Origin of the sequence: Nocardia aurea (genome assembly GCF_003123685.1) — a bacterium.
Classification (GTDB): domain Bacteria; phylum Actinomycetota; class Actinomycetes; order Mycobacteriales; family Mycobacteriaceae; genus Nocardia; species Nocardia aurea.
Genome location: NZ_QCYJ01000155.1, coordinates 1 through 2,276, shown reverse-complemented (window position 1 = coordinate 2,276; position 2,276 = coordinate 1). Strand labels below are relative to the sequence as shown.

At 74.7% G+C, this 2,276-nt stretch carries 2 protein-coding genes; both read left to right on the top strand.

The window, feature by feature from the left end; all coding sequences use genetic code 11:
* The coding region (locus tag DAT37_RS38865; protein WP_109529959.1) for an alpha/beta fold hydrolase at positions 1–1,106 on the top strand (1,106 nt) is incomplete at its 5' end.
* 136 nt (positions 1,107–1,242) lie between these two features.
* On the top strand, positions 1,243–2,276 hold a 1,034-nt coding region (locus DAT37_RS38860), incomplete at its 3' end, for a serine/threonine-protein kinase (RefSeq protein ID WP_198654659.1).

Below are 2,276 nucleotides of genomic sequence, written 5' to 3'. Positions count from 1 at the left end.
CGATGGCCGGCTTCGGCGTTTTCACGGTGGTCGGCAGCGCGTTCCCGTTCGACTGCGCGGTCCTCAGCGACCCGGCCTGCGCGAGCGGGCCGCTGTCGCTGTCGCACCACGTGCACGCCGCGACCGGCGTGCTGCCCACCGCGGCCGTGCTGGCCTCCATGGTGCTGCTGACCCTGCGCTGGAACGCCTGGGGCGCCTCGCTGCTCACGGGCGCCTGCCTGGGCGTCACCGTGCTCGCGCTCGCCGCCGTCGCCACCGGCCAGCTGGTGGGCGCCGTCCAGCGCGTCCAGGTGACGCTCATCGCGAGCTGGCTCGTGTACGTCGCGCTCAGGCTCCTCATCGCCGACGCGCCGGTGCGCAGGGCGCGCCCGCAGCACGTGATCGAGCAGGGCGCCGGGCCCGCCGTGCTGCTCAGCGCGGGGATGGCGGGGGCCTCGTTCCACTGGGACCGGGTGGCCGGCGAGCTGTCGCGCGGCCACCGGGTGACCCGCTTCGACCGCCCCGGCCTGGGGCTCAGCCCCGCCGTGCCGGTTCCGCCCACCCTGTACGGCGAGGCGGCCCGCCTGGCGGCGCTGGCCCCGGCCCATCCCGAGCAGGTCACCGTCGTGGCCCACTCCGTCGCCGCCTGGCACGCCGAGGCGTTCGCCAGGCTGCACCCGATGCGCGTGTCCAAGCTGGTCCTCGTCAATCCCACCTGCTTCAGGTGGCGCAGGCCGCGTCCCTCCACGCTCTGCCGGGAGCTCGGCCCCTGGATGCCCGCGCTGGGCAGCACGTGGGGGGCCACCGCGCTGGCGCGCGTGGCGGGCCCGGCGGCCCACCGGATGCTCACCGGCGTCGTGGATCCGCGGCGCGTCCAGGTGCGCGGCCGGGTGGTGGCCGCCGTGGCGGGAGAGTGGCTGGCCCGCCGTGACATGGCCGCCGACCTGCGCCGGATCAGGGCCGACCACCCGCTGCCAGACGTGCCGGTGACGGTGATCAGCTCGGGCGTGCGGAGTCGCTGCCGGCGGCGGCTGGCCGAGCTGCTGGACGCCAAGCTGGTCCGCCTGCCCCGCTGCGGGCGCCACGTCCAGATGGAGGACCCGGGCGCGATCGCCGACACCGTGTGACGCCCGTCCCCCTCCGGTGATCGGGATGTTACTCCCCATACCTGGACAATCAGAACAGGTGCCTGCCTTGAAGGGCTGACGCGAGAGCCCGCCAGCCACCAGAATGGCGGCAAAGACGCCATATGTGGGGGTTGGAATGCCGGACCTCGCGGCCCTGCGGCCAGGGGATCCCACCTCGGTGGGGGACTACATCCTGGACGGGCGGCTGGGCGAGGGCGGGCAGGGCACCGTCTACCTCGCGTCGGCCCCGAACGGAGCCAAGGTGGCTGTCAAGCTGCTCCGCTCCGACCTCGCGGGAGACGCGGAGGCGTCCATGCGGTTCGTCCGCGAGGTGGCGATGGCCAGGCGGGTGGCGCCGTTCTGCACGGCTCAGGTCGTCGAGACCGGGCTGTTCGGCGACCGGCCGTACATCGTGAGCGAGTACATCGACGGCCCGACGCTCGCCGACGTGGTGCGGGCCGAGGGACCCCGCTCGGGGACGTCGCTGCACCGGCTGGCCATCGGCACGATCACCGCACTGGTCGCCATCCACCAGGCGGGCATCGTGCACCGCGACTTCAAGCCGTCGAACGTGCTGCTCGGCTCCGACGGCCCCCGCGTGATCGACTTCGGCATCGCCCGCGCGCTCGACCTGACCTCCACGCTGACCGCCAGCGCCATCGGGACGCCGTCGTACATGGCGCCCGAGCAGCTCACCGAGGCGAGCCCCGGCCCGCCGTCGGACATGTTCGCCTGGGCGTGCACGCTGCTGTTCGCGGCGTCGGGACACGCGCCGTTCGGCCAGGACAGCCTGCCCGCCGTGGTCAACCGGATCATGCACACCGAGCCCGACGTCGGCAGCGTCGGAGATCCCGCCCTGCGCGCCCTGGTGACGGACTGCCTGGCCAAGGACCCGGCGCGCCGGCCGAGCGCGAGCGACGCGCTCATGCGGCTGCTCGGCCACGGCCCCTCACCCGGCCTGCTCCAGCAGGGCACCGCCGCGGCCGCCTCCGGCCCCGTGCCGCCTGTACGGCCCGCGGGGCCATATCCGCCCGACCCCCGGCCGCATTCGCAGCCGCAGCCGCGCACGCTGCCCCAGACACACGTGCTGCCCCAGTCGCACACGATGCCTCAGCCGCACACGCTGCCCCCGGGCCGGCAGCCGTTCACCCACCCGGCAGCGCACCCGAC